The sequence below is a fragment of the Provencibacterium massiliense genome, assembly GCF_900169495.1.
Lineage (GTDB): Bacteria > Bacillota > Clostridia > Oscillospirales > Ruminococcaceae > Harryflintia > Harryflintia acetispora.
Genome location: NZ_FWCH01000011.1, coordinates 116,549 through 136,081, shown reverse-complemented (window position 1 = coordinate 136,081; position 19,533 = coordinate 116,549). Strand labels below are relative to the sequence as shown.

Here is a 19,533-nt window from a genome sequence, read left to right as displayed (position 1 = left end):
CCCGATATTTGACAAGCTCTGTTTTTTCGGCTAAGCTAACCATATTCGCAGAATTGCATTAAATATTTTTGGTATATCCTACCAATTGGAGGCCGTTATGATCCGTGTCGCCGTCATCGAGGACAACTACTACACCCGCCAGGCGATCCTGCGCGCCATCGACTGGGCGGCGCTCGGCTGCGTGATGGTGGGCGAGGCCCCGGACGGTCTGGAGGGCGAGCGGCTGATCCGCAGGGAGAGCCCCCAGATCGTCGTCACCGACATCCGCATGCCCGGCTACAGCGGGATCGAAATGGTGCAAAACCTCAGCGCCCTCCCATCTCCGCCCAAGGTGATCGCGGTGACCGGCTACCAGAGCTTCGCCTACGCCCAGTCGTTTTTAAAGCTGGGCGCGGTGGATTACCTGTTAAAGCCCCTGAAAACCGAGGAGCTCTGCGAGGCGGTGCGCCGGGCGGTCGGCCTCATCCGGCAGGAGGAGGAAGCCAAGGAGGAGCTTTCCTCGCTGCATACCGAGCTCTCCCGCTCGCGCCTCTCCCTGCGCGCACAGGCGCTTTCTGCGCTGCTGCTCGACTCCTCCGGGAAGGAAGAGGAGCTGCGCCTTCGCCTGCAAAAGGCCGGGATCGCCTCCGCCGTCTACGCCGTGGCCAAGCTAATTGTCCCGGGCGTGCCCGCGCTCGAAGGGCTGCTGCCGGCGCTCGAGCGCGGCTACTCGCTGAAAATATGCTACCTCGCCTCCGAGCGCCAGCTCTTTTTGTGGAGCGAACGCCCCGTTTCCCCCGAGCGCTTTTGCGCCCGCGCGCTCGAGGCCATGGGGTCCCTGCGCCAGAAGCTGGGCGAGTGCCAGATCGGCCTGAGCCGTCCGGCGAAGGAGCTGCGCCAGGCCGATGGCTGCTGCGACCGCGCCAAGGGCGCGGCCGAGGCGCTGCGCCTGCGGGGCGCAGCGGCCGTCTCCCTCGCCGCTGCGCGCGAGGAGGGCGAGCTGCCCGAAGCGCCGGACATCGCCGGGCTTTGCCGATCGCTGCTCGCCCCGGGCGAGCCCGCAGCGCTCGCCCGGACGGCCGTGGGCGGGATCGTCGAGAGCACCGGGAGCATCTACGCCATGCAAAACTGCCTGATCCAGCTGTGCCAGGCGCTGTTGCGCGAGCGCCCGGACAAGGACAAAGAGCTGCCGCGGCAGGTGATCCGCAAAATCCGGGACCTTTCCAGTGCCGGGGAGGCCGCGCAGTTCCTGGAAGAATTCCTGGCCCCGCTGCGGGAGCGGGAGCAGTATGAGGAGTGCTCCCCCCTGGTGCGCGCGGCGCTTAGCTATATCGGTTCGCACTACCAGGAGGAGATCACCCTGCAAACCCTGGCCGACACCTTCTTCCTCGCCCCGGCCTACCTGAGCACCCTCATCAAGCGCCAGACCGGCAAGGGGTTTGTCGACCTGCTCACCGGGGTGCGCATCGAGCGCGCCAAGGAGCTGCTGCGCGACGTGAGGCTGCAGGTGCAGCAGGTATCGGGGCTGGTGGGTTACCGGGATTACGCCTACTTTTACCAGGTCTTTAAAAAGCAGACCGGCCTCTCCCCCAAGGAGTACCGCCAGCAAAATTGTTGAGCCTCCGCGCTTTGGAAAGGAGCCCTTCCCGATGAAACGCCTCTATTCCCGCTTCCTCGATCTGAGCCTGCGCACCAAGCTGCTCGTCTCCTTTTTGCTGGTGATGGCTACCCTGGTCACCGTCACCGGGGCGACCAACTACGCGCTGAGCTACAACATCAACCGCACCCTCGCGCTGCGCTACACCAACGCGGCCAACGCCCAGATGATCATGAGCCTGGAGCAACGCACCCAGGACATCGAGGACACCCTGTTTTTACAAACCCAGTCCCCCGGCCTGCTGCGCGCGCTCGGCGCGGCGCAGGGGGCGACGGAGGACTTCTCCAACCGCCAGCGCCTGGTGGCCGAGCTTGAAAGCCTGCTGCACGCCTCGGACTACTACGACTATGTGCTGCTGATGGACGGGGGCGGGCGACTCTATGAGCTGACCAAGCGCTCGAAGGAGGACCTGCCGGATCTCGACTTGGCAGCGCTGCAGCAGGAGCTCTATGCCCTGCGCGGCTCCTGCTCCTGGACCCAGGACGGGGACACCATCCGGGTGGGACGCTCCATCATCAGCGCGCAAAACTTGCAGGACCTCGGGACCATCGTGGTGGGGATCCCCGCCAGCGCCTTCGAGGGGTTCTATTCGGACGTGCGGGACTCCTCGATCGACTCCACCGCCTTTTACAACGCCCAGGGCGAGCCGATCTTCGCGGTCGAGCCCGGCGACCCCGCGCTGCAGCGCCTGGCCTATGAGACCTATTTGCAGGGCGGCGGCACGCGCGAGCCGAGCTTCTCCACCCTCGACTACGGCGGTGAGAGTTACCTCGTCACCGGCATGAGCAGCCGGCGGCAGGACTGGAAGCTGGTCAACGTGATCGACACCCGCTTCATCGCGCAGGATTTGCGGATCATCCTGCGCACCATCTTCCTGCTGTGCGGGGTGCTGCTGCTCTTCGCGGTGCTCATCGCGGTGCTCATCTCCCGCAGCATGACCGAGAACGTGGACATTTTGATGAAGAACATCGACATCATCGCCAGCGGCGACTGGGGGGTCAAGGTGGTGCCAACCAGCCGCGACGAGATCGGGCGGCTGGCGCTGCGCTTCGATTTCATGCGCGAGCGGATCATCGCCCTGGGCGAGCAGGTCGCGAGCGAGCGGGAGGATCGCAAGGCGCAGGAGCTCCGGCTGCTCGAGGCGCGCTACGCCGCGCTGCGCAGCCAATATAACCCCCACTTCCTCTACAACGTCCTCGACTCGATCTCCAGCCTCGCGCTGCTGCGCGGGGAGGAGGAGATCAGCTCGATGATCATCATGCTCACCGACATGCTGCGCGCGAGCGTGAGCCGCACCGCCCCCGCGGCCCCCCTGCGCGACGAGGTGGAATACGTCTCCAAGTTCACCACCCTCTATGAGCAGATTTACCAGGGGAATGTGGGCTTCACCTACGACGTGCCAAGCGGGCTGATGGGGATGGAGGCCCCCTCCTTCGTGCTGCAGCCGCTGGTGGAGAACGCCGTGCTGCACGGGATCGAACGCAAGAGCGGGGTGGGCCAGGTGCTGATCCACGCCGAGGAGCGCGCGGGGGACCTGGTCCTCACCGTGGTGGACAACGGCGCGGGCTTCGAGCTGCCGCCGGACGAGGCGCTCGTCCCCCGCCCCGCCGGGGGCGGGCACCATGCCCACATTGGGCTGTATAACGTCCAGGAGCGCATCCGCCTGCGCTACGGCGAGGGATACGGCCTCTTTATCGAATCGAAGCCGGGGGCGGGCACCAAGGTCGAGGTGCGCCTGCCGCTGCGCCCCTATGCGGACTAAAACTCGATCATCACCTTGAGGGCCTCCTCGCTGTGGGCGAGCGCGTACTCGAACGCCCCGGGCGACTCCGTAAAAGGGAACACCCGGTCCGCCAGCGCGCGCAGGTCGACTTTTCCGGCCGCCACCGCGGCGATCGCCGCCGGGTAGCAGCCCCGGTAACGGAAGACCCCGCGCAGCTGCAGCTCCTTCTCGTAAAAGTTATAGTAGTCGAAGGGCGCGTCGTGCCCGATATTGCCGACCTGCACGCAGACCCCGCCCCGCCGGCAGAGCCCGGGCAGGCTGTAGGCTCCCGCCGCGCTGCCGGTGCAGTCGACGGCGATGTCCACTCCCCGCCCGCCGGTGCATTCCAGCACCCCGGCGGTGAAGTCCCCGTCCCCGGCGCTTAAGGCCCCGAGGCTCTGCGCGCGCTTCAGACGGAAGCCGCTCAGGTCGTGGACGAAGACCTCCTCCACCCCGCGCAGGCGCAGGGAGAGCAGCGTCATGATCCCGATGCATCCCGCCCCGACCAGGGCGGCGCTTTTGCCCGGGGCCGCCCCCCCCCGCGCGCGGCGGCGTGCAGCCCGACGGCGAAGGGCTCGAGCATGGCCCCGCACAGGGTGTCCATCCCAGCCGGGAGCCTATGGCACATGCGCGCCGGGAAGGCGAGGTACTCGCACAGGCACCCGTCGTCGTGGAAGGCCGAGAGGAAGCGAAGATTGGGACAGAGGTTATATTCCCCCCGCCGGCACCACTCGCACTCCCCGCAGGGCGCCCCCGGCTCGACGGCCACCAGGTCGCCGGGTGCGAGGGGCTTGCCCTGCCCGTCCAAAACTTTGCTTTCTTGGGCGAGGTGATCGCCGAAACCGGCATCCTCCCATGTGGAGTTGCCGCCTTCGGCGGCAACTCCCTGGGCGAGGCGGTCGCCGAAGGCGACCACCTCGCCTGAACATTCATGCCCCAGGATTTTGGGGAAGAGGTTTTCCCGCTCGAAGCCGTACCGGTAAAAGTGCAAGTCGCTCCCGCAAATCCCGACATGCCGCACCTTGACCAGCACCTCGCCGGGGCCGGGGACCGGCACCGGCCGCCCCTCCAGGGACATTTCCCGCGCGCGGTGGGTCACCGCCGCCATCATCTGCCGCATAGGCGCCTCCCTTTCTCCTCGTGTTTAGCCCTTGACCGCGCCCGCCATGACGCCCGAGACGATGTGCCGCTGCATGAGCAGGTAGAACGCCAGCACCGGGATCATAGACAGGGTGGTGGTGGCGAAGGCCATCCCCAGCTCGACCGAATATTGCCCGAAGAAGCTGTAGAGCATGACCGGCAGAGTGTGCGCCTTCTTGTCCATCATGAAGATGACCGCCAGCTGGAAATCGTTCCAGGCGTCCAGGGCGTTGATGACCACCATCGAGGCCACCACCGGGCGCAGCAGCGGGAAGACGATCCGAAAATACACCCGCGCGGCGCCAGCGCCGTCGATCCTGGCGGCCTCCTCCATCTCACGCGGGACGTTCTTGACAAACCCCGTGATGACCATGATGTTAAAGGGCAGTGCGAAGGCGCTGCGCACCAGCACGAAGCCGAGCGGCGTGTTGATCAGCCCGAGGGAGCGCAGGTCGCTGTAAAGGGGCATCATGATCGACTGGAAGGGGATCAGCAGCGCCGCCATGAAGAGGGAGTAGAGAAGGTTGTAGCCCCTTGAGGTGTTGCGTCCCAGCACATAGGCGGCCATCGGCGCCACGACGATCAGCAGCAGCACGGTGGGCACGGTGGTGAGTAAGCTGTTCTTCATCGCCAGCCAGAAGTTGGATTTCGCCATCGCGTCGGTAAAGTTCTCCAGGTGGATGATGGTCGGGAAGGCCATGCCGGTAAAGGCGATCTCCTTGGCGCTCTTGACCGAGTAGACGAACGAGACATAGAACGGGAGCAGCACCACCAGCGCCGCCAGAATCAGCGGCACCCTGGTCAGCCAGTAAATGGCGCGCGAACGCTTCTCCATCACAGCTCGACCTCCCTTCTGCGCAGCAGGAAGGAGACCGCCGAGCTGACCGCCGCCACGAAGACAGTGAAGACGATGGCCGCCGCCTGCCCGTAGCCGGCGTGCATGAACTCGAAGATATTTTTGTAGATGACCACCGCCAGCGTCTCGGTCGCCTTGCCGGGCCCGCCGCCGGTCGCCGCCATCACCAGGTCGAACTGCTTGAGCCCCCAGGCCAGCGTGAGTACCACGTTGGCCGAGACCGAGGGCATGATCAGCGGCAGGGTGATCTTAAAAAAGCGGGTGGGCGCCCCGGCGCCCTCGACCTCGGCGGCCTCGTAGTAGTCGCGCGGGACCATCTGCAGCCCCGCGAGGTACACCACCATCGCATAGCCCGCGTCCCGCCAGACGGCGATCCCGGCCACCGCGGGCAGGGCGTAGCGCATCGACCCCAAGGGGCTGTGCAGCCCGAAGGCGATGTTGACGATGTCGCTGTAGAGGTAGCGCCAGGTATAGGCGGCCAGAATCAGGCTGATGACGAAGGGCATGAAGTAGACCGAGCGCAGGAAGTTGTTGAGCTTGCCCGTGCGCTGGACCCCCAGTGCCAGCAGCAGTCCCAGCACATTGGTGCAGGTGACGGTGATCAGGGTATAGAGCAGCGTCACCCCCGCCGCCTTGTTGAAGTCGCCCTGCTTAAAGATATTGACATAGTTTCGCAGCCCCACAAATTCGCCATGCTCGACGGTCACCCCGTTCCAGTTGGTCAGCGAGACCGGGATCCCCTGGATGAAGGGCAGCAGGATGAAGATCACGAAGAGCAGCAACGCCGGGGCGAGAAAGCAGAAGTTTGCAGCCCTTTGGCGCGCGGCGAGGGACGAACGTGGTTTCAAAATGAACACCTCCCAGTGTGGAAATTACCCCGCCCCGGTCCCTCCGGGGCAGAAAGCGGGCGTCCCCAGGCGGGGACGCCCGCTCCTTCGAGGATGCCGAACGGGCGCTCCCCAATGCTTTAATAATTACTGGTTCTTCTGGGCCAGCGCTGCGAACTCGCCGTCCACCTTCTGGATGAAGGCCTCGACCGAGGCATCGGAATAGTCGTCGAGCGCCGCGAACTCGGTGGTCAGCTCGGCCCACCTGGTCCAGAACTCGCCGGTGAAGTCCGAGATATAGCCGGTGTTGACCAGCTGGTCGTTCTCACGGTAGGTTGCGATGTCCGCGAAAACCGGCTCCATGGTGGCCGCGACCGGGTCGTCGGTCGCCGGCACGGTCTGGGCGTTCTCGATCCACTCCCTGACCCCCTCTGGCGAGACGATGTGGTCGGTCAGCTTGCGGGCCACATCCTCGGCCGGGGTCCCCGCGACCTTGGAGGAGACCATCATGCTGCCGTCGATCTGCTCGCAGACCTTGTTGCCCTCGCGGGAGAAGATCGGCAGCGCGCCCATGTTGATGTCGGGGTTATACTTCTTGACCTCGCCTATGCTCCAGGTCCCGCTGGTGTACATCGGGTACTCGCCGCTGGCGAAGAGCTGGTACATCTTGTCCACGTCCCGGCCCATGTCGTCCTCGCGCGGGAACCTCAGCACATCGGCCCAGGAATACCAGCCGCTGACCCAGTGCTCGCTGGAGGAGGGGACCCGCTCGCCGGCCATCACGTCCAAAAAGAAGGTCGGGTCCTCACTCATCAGCTGCCAGCGGATGCGGGCGTTGAACTCGGTGAGGGGCACCTCATTGGGCGGCTGGTAGCCGCGCGCGAAGGCGTACTGTCCCTTGTCCGCGAAGTGCTGGCAGACGGCGATCAGCTCCTCCTGGCTCGTCGGGGGCGCGAGCCCTTCCTTTTCAAAGATGTCCTTGTTGTAGAAGATCATGAAATAGAGCTTGTCGAAGTTGATGGAGTAGACCTTGCCGGTCTCCGGGTCACAGGCCGCCTTTTTGTTTTCCTCGCTCATCTTGGCGACGAAGTCCCAGTCGCTGAGATCGAGCGCGTGCCCGGCCGCGATGATCTCGGGGTAGGTGCCGGGGCGTCCCCAGATCATCTGGGGCGGGTTGCCGGCGGCCAGCCTGGTCTTAATGGTGGTGTTGTACTGGGACTGGGTCAGGCTGGTGTTGATGAAGTCCACCGTGCCGCCCAGCTCCTCATTGACCGAGGCGCACCAGGCGTCCACGCCCGCGCGCTTGGTCGACTCCTGCATGAGGTGCATGAGCTCGAATTCGATCTTGTCGCCGGCGGGGGCCTCGCTGGCCACGCTCTCCTCGCTCTGGGCGGGTGCGCTCCCGGGAGCGGGCGCCTCGGACGACGATTCGCTGCTGGTGGTCACCTGGCAGCCGCTCAGCACGGTGATCCCGCAGATGGCCGCCGCGATCAGAAGAGATATTGCCCGTTTATTCATTTTGCTTTCCTCCTTTGTTGTAGCCGCTTGTTTGCCGTGATTTCATTATAGAGAAGCGGGATTTGCAAAAACATGTGAAAATCTATAAAAAACATTATAAATCTTTCAAAATCATATGGGAAACGACAATTTCTTCCTTTCTTTGGTAAAATATAAACTTTTATTTAAATATTTATATAAACGTTTATATAAAACCCCGCTAAAATAATGTAATTTCCATCAAGAACCGGCTGTATTTTCGTTTCTTTTCCCCATAATTGCCAAGGTAAATTTTGATTATCCGACAAAATGCAGAGCGGAACCCCGGGGCTTTATTGAAATATTTTATATAAATTTTTTATAATTGAATTAGCAAAGGAGTTGCGAATATGAAGGTCAGCATCCGTCAGATCAGCGAGCTTTCCGGCTTCTCGCCCGCCACGGTTTCCAACGTGCTCAACAACAAAAAGGGCGTGAACAAGGACACCGCCGAGCTCATTTTAAAGATCGCCAGGGAATCGGGCTATATCAGCGAGAACCGCATCAGCAGCATAAAGCTGGTCATCTTCAAGCGAAGCGGCCTGGTGGTGGCCGACACCCCCTTCTTCTCCTCCCTTATCGAGGGGGTGGAAAAGGAAAGCGGCCTGCACGGCTTTGAAACCACCGTGTGCAACCTGGACAAGAAGAGCCCCGACTTCAAAATGCGCCTCGAGCAGGTGCTGGGCGACCACAACTCCGGGATCCTGCTGCTGGCCACCGAGCTTGGGGAGGAGGATGTCAAGCTCTTCCGCCGGGCCATCGCGCCGGTGGTGGTGCTGGACAGCTGGTTTGACACCCTTTCCTTCGACACGGTGCTCATCAACAACACCGACTCGGTCTGCGGCGCGGTGGACTACCTCATCCGCAAGGGGCACCGCAACATCGGGTATTTGAGCAGCGCGATCCCGATCAAGAATTTCTACTACCGCGGGGTGGGCTTCCGCCGGGCGCATTCGCGCCACGGACTGCGCCCGAACGCCGACTACGTCGTGCGCCTGACCCCCACCATGGACGGGGCCTACCACGACATGCTGGCCTATCTCAAAACCTTGCCGAAGCTCCCGACCGCCTACTTCGCGGACAACGACATCATCGCCTTCGGCGCGATGAAGGCGCTGCAGGAGAGCGGGGTGCGCATCCCCGAGGACGTGTCGATCGTGGGGTTCGACGACATGCCGTTTTGCTCGGTCACCTCGCCGACGCTGACCACCATCCGGGTCTTCAAGCAGGAGATGGGCTGCATGGCGGTGCGCAGGCTGCTGGAAAAAATGAAATCGAAATCCAAGGTCTGTTCCAAAATTCAGATCTGTACCGAATTTGTAGAGCGGGAGAGCGTGCGAAAGCTCCCCGAGGAGTAGCCGACCACTTTGAGAAGGGAGCCGTCATGGAGCTTTGTGAACTGAAACAGGAGTCCCGCCGGCTGCGCCGGCAGATCCTCGACACCGTTTACCACGCCGGGGGCGGGCATATCGGCGGGGACCTCAGCGTCTGCGACATTCTAAACGTTCTCTATAACCGCCAGATGGACATCACCCCGCAAAACTGGAACACCCCGGGGCGGGACCACTTCATCCTCAGCAAGGGGCACGCGGCCGAGGCGCTCTACTGCACGCTGGCCGGGAAGGGCTTCTTCCCGCCCGAGCGGCTGGAGAGCATGGGGTGTTTCGGCACCGGCCTGCCCGGCCACCCCAACCGCAAGGTGCCCGGGGTGGAGGCGAATACCGGCTCGCTCGGGCACGGGCTTTCGCTGGGGGTCGGGATGGCGCTGGCCGAGCGGATGAACCAAACCGGTTCCTTCGTCTATGTGGTGATGGGCGACGGGGAGCTCGCCGAGGGCTCGGTCTGGGAGGCGGCCATGGCGGCCTCGCACCACCATCTGGAACGGCTGATCGCCTTGGTGGACCGCAACCGGCTGCAGATCTCCGGCCCCACCGAACAGGTGATGGCCCAGGACCCGCAGCAAAAGCGCTGGGAGGCCTTCGGCTGGCGGGTGCTGGAAATCTGCGGTAACGACGTCGAGGCCATCGACCAGGCGCTGACCGTCGCAAAGACGCCGATGGGCGCGCCCACCGTAATTTTGTGTAACACCGTCAAGGGATGCGGGGTCTCCTTCATGGAGAACCGGCCCGAGTGGCACCACCGGGTGCCCAGCGCCTCGGAATATGAGCAGGCCGCGCGCGAACTTTCGGGAGGTGAAGAACATGCCTGAGTGCTCCAACCGGGAAATCATCTGCCAGGAGCTTCTAAAGGCCGCCGGTGAGGACCGGGACCTGGTGGTGCTCTGCAGCGATTCGCGCGGCTCCGCCTCGCTGGCCCCCTTTGCCGAGCGGTTTCCTTCGCAGTTCGTCGAGCTGGGGATCGCTGAGCAGAACCTCGTCTCGGTCGCCGCCGGGATGGCGCTGTGCGGCAAGCGGCCCTTCGCCGCCTCGCCCGCCTGCTTCCTAAGCTCCCGCGCGCTCGAGCAGGCCAAGGTGGACGTCGCCTACAGCGCCGCCAATGTCAAGCTGATCGGGATCAGCGGCGGGATCAGCTACGGGGCCCTCGGCATGACCCACCATTCCACCCAGGACATCGCCGCCTTTACCTCCCTGCCGGGGATGCGCGTCTTCCTGCCGTGCGATGGGCACGAGACGCAGGCGCTGATGAAGCTCCTACTAAAGGACGGCTCCCCCGCCTACCTGCGGGTATCGCGCTCCCCCTCGCGGGACGTCTACGAATCCGAACCGCAGGACCTTACCCCCGGGCGGATGATCGAGGTCCGCCCCGGCCGGGATGTGACGCTGATCGGCTGCGGGGAGACGGTGGCCATCGCGAAGGACGCGGCTGCGCTGCTCAAGGAAAGCGGGATCGAAGCGCGGGTACTCGACTGCTTTTGCCTGAAGCCCTTCGATGAGGCGGCGGTCCGGCGCGCCGCCACAGAGACGCGCGGGATCGTCACCATCGAGGAGCACCAGCCCCAGGGCGGGCTGGGCGCGCTCTGCGCGCAGGCGGCGGCGCGCCGCGGCGGCTGCCCGGTGCGCTCGATCGCCCTGCCGGACGCGCCTCTGATCGCCGGCTCCCAGCGCGAGGTGTTCGATTACTACGGCCTGACGGCGCAGAATCTCGCCGACACGGCGGCAAGGCTGGTGAGAGGATGAGCGCGCAATATGTGATCGGGCTGGACCAGAGCACCTCGTCCACCAAGGCCTTCCTCTTCGGGCCGGGGTGCGAGCTGATCGCACAAATTGGTCTCCCCCACCGGCAGCTGATTTCGCCCGAGGGCTGGGTCTCCCACGACCCGATGGAAATCCATCAAAACGCGCTGGAGGCGGTCAAATCACTTATTGACCGCAGCGGGATCGACCGGCGGCAGGTCGCCGCGATCGGGATCAGCAACCAGCGCGAGACCGCCCTGGCCTGGAACCGGCACACCGGCCTGCCCGTCTGCGACGCGGTTGTCTGGCAGTGCGCCAGGGCCAAGGACGTGTGCGAACGGCTGCAATCAGCGGGCGGGGAGGAGACTGTAAAGGCAAGCGGCCTGCCCCTCTCCCCCTATTTCACCGGGGCGAAGCTCAGGTGGATCCTCGAAAACGTCCCCGAAGCCGCGGCCGCCGCGCGGGAAAATGATCTTTGCTGCGGCACGATGGACAGCTGGCTCATCTATAAGCTCACAGACGGAAGGAGTTTTTACACCGATTGTTCCAACGCCTCGCGCACCCAGCTGTTAAACCTCGGGACCTTAAATTGGGACGAGGGGTGCTGCCGCCTCTTCGGGCTGCGCCCCGAATGGCTGCCGGGGCTGCACGGCTCGAACGGCCTCTTCGGCGAGACCGACCTTGACGGGTACTTCCCCGCCCCGGTGCCCATCCTCGCGGCCATGGGCGACTCCCACGCCGCCCTCTACGGGCACCGTTGCCTCTCGCCGGGGATGGCCAAGGCAACCTACGGCACCGGCTCCTCGGTGATGATGAACATCGGCCCCCACCCGCTCGCCCCCACACAGGGGCTGGCCTGCTCGGTGGGCTGGCAGCTGGACGGCGGGACCACTTACGTGCTCGAAGGCAACGTCAACTACACCGGGGCGGTGATGAGCTGGCTCTCGAAGGACCTCGGTCTGCTTGATAGCGCCGACCGGGCCGGGGAGCTGGCGGGTGCGGCCGATCCCCGGGACACCACCTATCTCGTCCCGGCCTTCACCGGGCTGGGGGCCCCTTATTGGTGTGCGGACGCCAAGGCCGTTCTTTGCGGGATGACCCGGCGCACCGGCAGGGCGGAGCTCGTCAAGGCGGCCGAGGAGAGTATTGCCTATCAGATCCGCGACGTGGCCGCCCTGCTGGGAGAGGCGTCGGGAATCGCGCCCAGCGCCCTGTACGCCGACGGGGGCGGGGCCAGGGACCGCTATCTCATGCAGTTCCAAAGCGATCTGCTCGCCCTGCCCGTCACGGTGCCCCAGTGCCGGGAGCTCTCGGCGCTCGGCGCGGCGCTCGCCGCGGGGATCAGTGCCGGCCTTTACACCGGCCGGGAGCTCGACGGGGCCACGGGAACCGTCTACCAACCGAGGATGGACGGGGAAACCCGCGCGCGGCTCTGCGCGGGCTGGCAGCATGCGCTGCGCCTCGCCATGCAAAACGACGACAGGAGGTAACGATGGATCAGACCACAGCAAAATGGAGCATGCTCGAGCTCTCCTTCCAGGGGCCCCGGGAGGGCAATCCCTTTACGGAGGTGTCCTTTTGCGCCGATTTCATCCACGGGGAGGATTCCCAGCGGATCGGCGGCTTTTATGACGGGGACGGGGTCTTCCGTATCCGCTTCCTGCCACAGCGCGAGGGGGAGTGGCATTACCGGACCCATAGCAGCGCCCCGGCGCTCGACGGGCTTTGCGGCGCCTTTCTCTGTACCCCGCCCGAGCCCGGAAGCCACGGGCCGGTCGGGGTGCTCGACACCTTCCACTTCGCTTATCGGGACGGCACGCCCTTTTATCCCTTCGGCACCACCTGCTACGCCTGGGCCCACCAAAACGCCGCGCTGCGCGAGCAGACCCTATGTACCCTGGGGCGCAGCGGCTTCAATAAAATCCGCATGTGCGTCTTCCCCAAGTCCTACGACTACAACCGCGCCGAGCCCGAGTGTTATCCCTTTGCGGGCTCGCCACAGGAGGGGTTCGACTTCACCCGCCCCAACCCCGCGTTCTATCAAAATTTGGAAGATTGCATCGCCCGGCTGGGAGAGCTCGGGATCCAAGCCGATCTGATCCTCTTCCACCCCTATGACCGCTGGGGCTTCGCCACAATGGGCCGTCAGGCGGACATGCGCTACCTTCGCTACCTCGCCGCGCGCCTTGCCGCCTTTCCCAACATCTGGTGGGCGATGGCCAACGAATACGACCTGACCGAAAAGAGCCCGGGGGATTGGGAGGCGCTGGGGAGCCTGCTGCAGGAGTGCGACCCGTACCGTCACCTGTGCTCGATCCACAACTGGGGCAAATTCTACGACCACGGCCGCCCCTGGATCACCCACTGCAGCATCCAGCGGGTGGACTTCTACAAGACCACTGAGAACACCGCCCTCTGGCGGCAGGAATATCAAAAGCCGGTGGTGGTGGACGAATGCGCCTATGAGGGGAACATCAACCACTGCTGGGGCAACATCACTCCGCAGGAGATGACCCGCCGCTTCTGGGAGGGGGTGCTGCGCGGGGGCTACGTCAGCCACGGCGAGACCTACGTCCACCCGAGGGATATCCTCTGGTGGAGCCACGGCGGGGAACTGCATGGGGAGAGCCCCGCGCGGATCGCCTTTTTGCGCCGGCTCGTCGAGAGCCTGCCCGCCCCCCTCTCGCCGGCCGAGGAGCCCGTGTGGAGCACGGACTACTACTGGGACATGACCTGCGGAGTGATCGGGGAGGAAGTCTACCTCTTCTACTTCGGCGGCTACCAGCCCGCCTTCCGGGTCTTCGACCTGCCGCGCGGCAAGCGTTACCGCGCCCGGCTCATCGACACCTGGAACATGACGGATGAGGCGCTGCCCGGCACCCACGAGGGGAACTTCCGCCTGGAGCTGCCCGGCAGGCAGTATATGGCGGTGCTGTTTTTGCAAGACGAAGCATAAAGCTCAAAACCTCAAGCGGCCGTATGCCGTTTGAATAAGAAACAGGAGGAAAGCAAATGTTTAAGAAACTAGGTTCAACCGCAACCGCCATCCTGCTGGCCGCCAGCCTTCTGGCCGGCTGCGCCTCGTCCTCGGGCGGGGAATCGTCCGGCAGCGAAGCCGCAGGCGAACCCGCCTCACAGGCTTCCGAGGAGGCCGCCGGCGGCAAGGTCGAGGTCGAGTTCTTCAACCAGAAGCCCGAAATCTCCGAGATCATCGCCTGGGGGATCGAGCAGTTCCAGGCCGCCAACCCCGACATCACCGTGAAGGAGACCGTCGTGGCCGATTCCGACCAGGTGCTCATGTCCCGCATGGCCGCCAACGACACCCCGGATACCTTCGTGATCTGGCCCAACAATTCCTGGTTCGGCATGGTCGACGCCGGCTATGTCATGGACATCACCGGCGCGGACTTTTTAGGGAATGTCCAGGAGGCGGCTTTGACCCCCTTCCTGCGCGAGGGCAAGAACTACGTGGTGCCGATCTCCTACAACACCTCCGGGGTTTTCTACAATAAGGATATGTACGAGGAAAACGGCCTTTCCATCCCCAGCACCTGGCCCGAGATGCTCGAGAACTGCGAGAAGCTCAAGGCCGCCGGGATCACCCCCTTCACCACCGGCGCCCAGACCGAGAGCCATACCCGCGAGGTGACCCAGTGCTTCCTGCCGATGATGCCCCACTATGACGCCTTCATCGCCGACGCCAACGCCGGCACCCTCGACCTCTCCAAGGAGTACGGATCCGAGATGAAGCGCATGGGCGAAATCCTTTACAGCATGGTCCAGAACTCGCAAAACGACGTCATCGGCCTTAGCTATGAGCAGACCTTCGCCGACTTCGCCACCGGAAAGAGCGCCATGCTCATCGACGGCAGCTGGTCCTTCCCGAGCATCACCGCCGCCAATCCCGACATCAACCTGGGCTTCTTCCCCATCCCCGGCGACACCGCCGAGGACACCCGCGCCTGCGCCTACGCCGGCGACTTCTCGGTGAGCATTGCCGCCGACACCGACGTGCCCGACGCCGCCAAGGCCTGGGCGGGTTTCCTGACCGGTGAGGAGTTCGCCACCTATTACGCCGAGCATGACGGCTCGATCTCCTGCATCAAGTCCTGCGAATACACGCCTGAGCACATGGCCTACCAGGCCGAGATCATCGCCAGCGGCAACTACAAGCTCAACCCCGACGTATATTGGACCTCGGCCTCCAGCACCGCCTTCGGCGCCGCCGTGCAGACGCTGTACATGTCCGGCGATTTGGATGCCTTCACCGCCGAATGGGTCGACGTCTTCAACACCAATCAAAACGAGTGACCCCCGCATAATACCGAGAAGCGGTGCGGCAGGCTCGCCTGCCGCACCCCCTCCTCCCAGAAGTTTCATCATCTGCCCGGATAGGAAAGGTTGGTTGCAGTGAAACAAACGAAACCGGCACAAACTGCGAAGCGCAAACGGATGACCGAAAAGAGCCTGACCCACTTTTTCTTCACTGCGCCCGCCGTTTTGCTCTATACCCTGCTGCTTGTCATCCCGGTCTTCCAGGGGGTCTATTACAGCATGACCGACTGGAGCGGGCTCTCCAAAAACATTAAGTTCATCGGCCTTGCCAATTACGCTAAAATATTCTCAGACAAACGGGTGCTCCACGCCTTCGGCTTCACCTTCAAATATTCCCTGCTGCTTCTGGTGTGCGTGCTGTCCCTGGCCACCGTGCTGGCGCTGATCCTGCACTATGTGCTCAAAGGGCGCTCCAAGACGTTTTTCCGTTCCATCTTCTTTTTCCCGGCGGTGCTCAGCCTCATCGTCGTGGGCATGACCTGGAACGAAATCCTCTTCCGGGTGGTCCCGGCCATCGGCCAGGCGCTGGGGATCGAGTGGCTTTCGGTCAACATCCTCGGCAGCCCCGCCACCGCCATGTACGGCATTCTGCTCATCCACATCTGGCAGGGCACCGCCATCCCCTTTGTGCTCATCCTGGCCGGGCTGCAGAACATCCCCACCGACCTGTATGAGGCCGCCATCATCGACGGCGCCTCCCCCTTTCAGACGTTTCGCAAGATCACCGTCCCGTTTTTGCTCCCCACCTTCAACGTGGCGTTCGTCATGGTGCTCAAGGCGGGACTGATGGTCTTCGATTACATCCGCGCCACCACCAGCGGCGGCCCCGCGCGGGCGACCGAATCGGTGGGGATCCTGATCTATGATCTGAGCTACGACAGCCTCAAGATGTCCTACGCGCTGGCCATCTCGATGGTGGTGCTGCTGGTCATCATCGTCATCACCTTCGTCCAGATGAAGGCGAGCTCGAAAGTGGAGGTGGGCCAGCTATGAAGACGAAAAAGCCCCTGCCCCTCCTCACCGTCCTGGTCTACCTCTTCGTTATCGCCGGGACCCTGGTGATCGCCTTTCCGCTCTACATCACCTTCGTCACCGCCTTCAAGACCCTGGATGAATCCGCGAGGAGCTTCTTTTCCCTCCCCTCCGGCCTTTATCTCGGGAACTTTGCGGCGGTCGTCTCGGACGAATACTTCCGGAATTACATCGCCAACTCCATCGGCGTCACGGCGGGGGCGGTGGGGATCATCGCGGTGTTCATCCCGATGGTGTCCTACGCCATCTCCAGAAATATGCAGCGCAGCCGGTATTACCGCTTCCTCTACATCTATTTCATCCTGGGCGTGTTCGTGCCCTTCCAGGTGTTCATGGTCCCGCTCACCCAAATGATGACCAAATTCGGATTGCTCAGTCAGGTCGGCCTGGTGCTGTGCTATGTGGCCTTCGGCCTGTGCGAGGGCGTGTTCCTCTACGTCGGGTACTTAAAGTCCATCCCGCTGGAGATCGAGGAGGCCGCCACCATCGACGGCTGCAACACGGTGCAGACCTTCTTTAAGATCGTCTACCCCATCTCCAAGCCGATGACCGCCACCGTCATCATCCTGGACACCCTGTGGGTCTGGAACGACTTTTTGCTCCCGGTGCTCATGCTCAACCGCAGTCCGAAAAACTGGACCCTGCCGCTGTACCAGTACAACTTCAAATCCGCCCACATGTTCCGTTACAACCTGGCCTTCGCGGCGTTTTTGTTCTCGATCGTCCCGATGATCCTCCTCTATGCCTTCCTGCAGCGCTACATCATCGAGGGCCTGACCGCCGGCGCCGTCAAGACTTAATCTATCGCAATACGGAAAGAGAAAGAAGGCCGATTATATGTCAACGATCAAGCTGGGCTTCGCGCCGACGAGGCGTTCGATCTTCAGCGCCCCGGCCGCGGTTCAATATGCCGACCTCACCCGCGCGCGGCTGCGCGAGCTCGGGGTATCCTTCATCGACATCGACGATATCAACCCCGAGGGGCTGCTCTACGACGACGGCGACTGCCAGAAAATCGCCGAGAAATTCCGCTGTGAGCGGGTGGACGGGCTCTTTTTGCCGCACTGCAACTTCGGCACCGAATACGTCTGCGCGCGCCTGGCCAAGGCCCTCGGCGTCCCGGTACTGCTCTGGGGCCCGCGCGACGAGCGCCCGGACGAAAACGGGGTGCGCCTGCGGGACAGCCAGTGCGGGCTGTTCGCCACCGGCAAGGTGCTGCGCCGCTTCGGGGTGCCGTTTACCTACCTGTGCAACTGCGACCTTCACGACCCCGCCTTCGGGCGGGGGATCAAAAACTTTTTGGCCGTCTGCAACGTGGTGCGCACCTTTCGCAATATCCGGATCTTGCAGATCGGCCCGCGGCCCTTCGATTTTTTCAGCACCATCTGTAACGAGGGCGAGCTGCTCGAGCGCTTCGGCGTGCAGCTCTCACCCGTCCCCCTGCCCGAGCTGACCGCCGAAATGAAAAGGGCGCGCGGCGAGCGGGACGAGGTCGCAAGGGTCGTGGCGTACTGCCGCCGGCAGATGGATATCGGGGTGGGCGACGAGGCGCTCGAACAGGTCGCCGCGCTCAAGATCGCCGTCCGGCGCCTGCTCGGGCGCTACGGCTGCCAAGCGGCCGCCATCCAATGCTGGAACGCCTTGCAAAGCGAAACCGGGATCATGCCCTGCGCGGCCAACTCCCTGCTGAACGAGGAAGGAACACCCGTCGTCTGCGAGACCGACATCCACGGGGCGATCACCGCACTGCTCGCCGAGGCGGCGGCGATGGGGGAGGCCCGCAGCTTCTTCGCCGACTGGACCGTGCGCCACCCGGACAACCCGAACGGCGAGCTGCTCCAGCACTGCGGCCCCTGGCCGCTCTCGGTGGCGAAAAGCCGTCCGAAGCTCGGCTTCCCACTCGCCTTCTCCCACCCCGGCGCGATCGAGGCCGAGGCCAAGCATGGCGACATCACCCTCTGCCGGTTCGACGGGGACAACGGGGAATACTCCCTCCTGCTCGGACACGCCAAGGGGATCGACGGCCCCTATACCAAGGGCACCTACCTCTGGGTGGAGGTGCAGAATTGGCCGAGGCTGGAGGAGAAGCTGGTCTGCGGCCCCTACATCCACCACTGTGTCGGAATCCACCGGGACGTGGTACCGGTGCTCTATGAGGCCTGCAAGTACATCGGCGTGGCCCCCGACCTCTACGACCCCATCGAGGAGGAGGTCAAGGCGGCCATCCGCGGAGAATGATAAGCCTCCAAGGGCCCCGAAGCATACGCTTCGGGGCCCTTGCCCATTTCCCCGTCTTGCGTCCTCTTTCCCGCCGTGCTAAACTGTAGGGAGAGGTACTGCTGTTTTGCCCCCTCTGTCTGCGGCATTTTGCCCGGCAGGCCCTTTTGCACCTGCAAAACCAGCCGGCGGCTGACATAAAAAGGAGGTCGGATCATGCCCTTTTCGATGAAAACCTTGGATTTCCTCTTTGAAAACCGGCTGCACGACAGCCGCGAATGGTTCGAGCAGCACAAGGCGGAGTATCAGAAATATGTCATCGCGCCGATGCGCGAGCTGGTGCGCGAGCTGACCCCTGCCATGCTGCAGATCGACAAGCAGTTCACCACCGAGCCGCGGGTGGATAAGACCATCTGCCGGATCTGGCGGGACACCCGCTACAGCAAGGACAAATCCCTCTACCGCGACACCATGTGGATCATCTTCAAGCGCGGGAAGATGCACGGCACCGACTACCCCGGCTTTTATTTCGAAATTACCGGCAGCGGCTACAACCATGGCTGCGGATTCTACCATGCCTCGACCGGATATATGGATACCCTGCGCCAGATGATCCTTTGCGGGGACAAGACGTTTATGAGCGCGCTGCGCGCCTTTGAGGGGCAGTCGGTCTATCACATGGAGGGGGAGCGCTACAAGCGCCCGCACTTTCCCGACCAGCCCGAGAACCTGCGCCTCTGGCTCGAGCGGCGCAACATCAGCTTCGACGCGCACAGCGACGACGCCGACCTGCTCTTCTCAGACAGGCTGGCACAATCCCTCGCGCGGGAGCTCATGCTGCTGCGGCCCATCTACCGGTTTTTGACGGCGGCGGCGCTGCAGGAGCAGCAAAACGAGGCCGCCCGCGCCGCGGCCGCGATCGGCTGAACCAAACCGGCCGTTCCGCGAGCTGGGGCAACGGTGTTGCCCCTGGCGAGCTGGGGCAATGATGTTGCCCCTGGCGAGCTGGGGCAATGATGTTGCCCCTGGCGAGCTGGGGCAATAATGTTGCCCCAGCT

At 63.5% G+C, this 19,533-nt stretch carries 17 protein-coding genes; 12 read left to right on the top strand and 5 right to left on the bottom strand.

The features are described from left to right. Positions 1-97 precede the first annotated feature (97 nt). Both B5477_RS04325 and B5477_RS04320 read left to right on the top strand, forming a co-directional pair. The gene (locus tag B5477_RS04325; RefSeq protein WP_079698588.1) at positions 98-1,597 is read left to right on the top strand and encodes a response regulator transcription factor; all 1,500 of its coding nucleotides are present in this window, start codon (positions 98-100) and stop codon (positions 1,595-1,597) included. Positions 1,598-1,628: 31 nt separating this feature from the next. Further along, positions 1,629-3,398 carry a sensor histidine kinase gene (locus tag B5477_RS04320; protein ID WP_079698587.1) on the top strand — a complete coding sequence of 590 codons (1,770 nt, stop codon included), beginning with the start codon at positions 1,629-1,631 and terminating at the stop codon, positions 3,396-3,398. Here B5477_RS04320 and B5477_RS04315 read toward each other — a convergent pair. The 5 genes from B5477_RS04315 to B5477_RS04295 all read right to left on the bottom strand — a co-directional run bounded on the left by B5477_RS04315 (position 3,395) and on the right by B5477_RS04295 (position 7,739). Continuing rightward, complete coding sequence (locus B5477_RS04315; protein ID WP_079698586.1) at positions 3,395-3,880, bottom strand: zinc-binding dehydrogenase; 486 nt, start codon at positions 3,878-3,880, stop codon at positions 3,395-3,397. The genes B5477_RS04320 and B5477_RS04315 overlap by 4 nt on opposite strands. Next, complete coding sequence (locus tag B5477_RS15015) at positions 3,877-4,518, bottom strand: alcohol dehydrogenase catalytic domain-containing protein (protein ID WP_079698585.1); 642 nt, start codon at positions 4,516-4,518, stop codon at positions 3,877-3,879. Before B5477_RS15015 ends, B5477_RS04315 begins: the two co-directional genes overlap by 4 nt. A 24-nt stretch (positions 4,519-4,542) precedes the next feature. Further along, positions 4,543-5,373 carry a carbohydrate ABC transporter permease gene (locus B5477_RS04305; RefSeq protein WP_079698584.1) on the bottom strand — a complete coding sequence of 277 codons (831 nt, stop codon included), beginning with the start codon at positions 5,371-5,373 and terminating at the stop codon, positions 4,543-4,545. Continuing rightward, the gene (locus tag B5477_RS04300) at positions 5,373-6,251 is read right to left on the bottom strand and encodes a carbohydrate ABC transporter permease (RefSeq protein ID WP_423241243.1); all 879 of its coding nucleotides are present in this window, start codon (positions 6,249-6,251) and stop codon (positions 5,373-5,375) included. Before B5477_RS04300 ends, B5477_RS04305 begins: the two co-directional genes overlap by 1 nt. 117 nt (positions 6,252-6,368) lie before the next feature. Continuing rightward, positions 6,369-7,739, bottom strand: a complete 1,371-nt coding sequence (locus B5477_RS04295; RefSeq protein ID WP_079698582.1) for an ABC transporter substrate-binding protein — start codon at positions 7,737-7,739, stop codon at positions 6,369-6,371. Positions 7,740-8,107: 368 nt separating this feature from the next. Here B5477_RS04295 and B5477_RS04290 point away from each other — a divergent pair, with 368 nt between their 5' ends. From B5477_RS04290 to B5477_RS04240, 10 genes are all read left to right on the top strand, one after another. After that, on the top strand, positions 8,108-9,115 hold the full coding sequence (locus B5477_RS04290; RefSeq protein ID WP_079698581.1) for a LacI family DNA-binding transcriptional regulator: 1,008 nt from the start codon (positions 8,108-8,110) through the stop codon (positions 9,113-9,115). 26 nt (positions 9,116-9,141) lie between these two features. Then, complete coding sequence (locus tag B5477_RS04285) at positions 9,142-9,966, top strand: transketolase (protein WP_079698580.1); 825 nt, start codon at positions 9,142-9,144, stop codon at positions 9,964-9,966. Then, positions 9,959-10,894: a transketolase family protein gene (locus B5477_RS04280; RefSeq protein WP_079698579.1), complete on the top strand. Its 936-nt coding sequence runs from the start codon at positions 9,959-9,961 to the stop codon at positions 10,892-10,894. The genes B5477_RS04285 and B5477_RS04280 overlap by 8 nt, the downstream gene beginning before the upstream one ends. Further along, complete coding sequence (locus B5477_RS04275) at positions 10,891-12,381, top strand: FGGY-family carbohydrate kinase (protein WP_079698578.1); 1,491 nt, start codon at positions 10,891-10,893, stop codon at positions 12,379-12,381. Before B5477_RS04280 ends, B5477_RS04275 begins: the two co-directional genes overlap by 4 nt. 2 nt (positions 12,382-12,383) lie before the next feature. Beyond that, on the top strand, positions 12,384-13,847 hold the full coding sequence (locus B5477_RS04270) for a DUF5605 domain-containing protein (RefSeq protein WP_079698577.1): 1,464 nt from the start codon (positions 12,384-12,386) through the stop codon (positions 13,845-13,847). Between the two features lie 56 nt (positions 13,848-13,903). Beyond that, positions 13,904-15,202 (top strand): ABC transporter substrate-binding protein, encoded by a 1,299-nt coding sequence (locus tag B5477_RS04265; RefSeq protein ID WP_079698576.1) that lies wholly within the window; start codon positions 13,904-13,906, stop codon positions 15,200-15,202. Between the two features lie 99 nt (positions 15,203-15,301). Then, a complete protein-coding gene (locus tag B5477_RS04260; protein WP_200806039.1) occupies positions 15,302-16,219 on the top strand; it encodes a carbohydrate ABC transporter permease in 918 nt (305 codons plus the stop codon). After that, a complete protein-coding gene (locus tag B5477_RS04255) occupies positions 16,216-17,058 on the top strand; it encodes a carbohydrate ABC transporter permease (protein WP_079698574.1) in 843 nt (280 codons plus the stop codon). Before B5477_RS04260 ends, B5477_RS04255 begins: the two co-directional genes overlap by 4 nt. A gap of 37 nt (positions 17,059-17,095) precedes the next feature. Continuing rightward, on the top strand, positions 17,096-18,496 hold the full coding sequence (locus B5477_RS04250; protein ID WP_079698573.1) for an L-fucose/L-arabinose isomerase family protein: 1,401 nt from the start codon (positions 17,096-17,098) through the stop codon (positions 18,494-18,496). A gap of 195 nt (positions 18,497-18,691) precedes the next feature. Further along, on the top strand, positions 18,692-19,402 hold the full coding sequence (locus tag B5477_RS04240; protein WP_079698571.1) for a DUF2461 domain-containing protein: 711 nt from the start codon (positions 18,692-18,694) through the stop codon (positions 19,400-19,402). Positions 19,403-19,533 lie beyond the last annotated feature (131 nt).